Origin of the sequence: Stenotrophomonas sp. A3_2, assembly GCF_036624925.1 — a bacterium.
GTDB lineage: Bacteria > Pseudomonadota > Gammaproteobacteria > Xanthomonadales > Xanthomonadaceae > Stenotrophomonas > Stenotrophomonas hibiscicola.
The window spans coordinates 1-342 of the sequence record NZ_JAZKVY010000074.1 but is presented as its reverse complement, the minus strand read 5'-3'; the positions used below and the strand labels follow the sequence as shown (position 1 = coordinate 342).

At 66.1% G+C, this 342-nt stretch carries 1 protein-coding gene; it reads right to left on the bottom strand.

The window, feature by feature from the left end:
* Positions 1-16: 16 nt before the first annotated feature.
* On the bottom strand, positions 17-342 hold a 326-nt coding region (locus tag R5H29_RS01255), incomplete at its 5' end, for a ribosome-recycling factor (protein WP_332328603.1).

Here is a 342-nt window from a genome sequence, read left to right as displayed (position 1 = left end):
AGCACCGGCTGGGCCATCAGACCTGCTTGATCTCCTTTTCCTTCTCGGCGAGCGCGTCGTCGATGCGCTTGATGTAGCTATCGGTCAGCTTCTGAACTTCCTCTGTCCAGCGCGCGCTCTCGTCCTCGCCAATGCCGAGCTTCTTCTCGGACGCCTTGATCTGCTCGTTGCCATCCCGCCGCACGCCGCGCACCGCCACCCGCGCCTGCTCGGCGTAACGTCCCGCCGCCTTGGCGAGTTCGGCCCGCCGTTCCGCGGTCAGGATGGGGATCGGCACGCGCACGATCTGCCCGTCGCTCATCGGGTTCAGACCGAGATTGCTCTCCCGGATGGCGCGCTCCA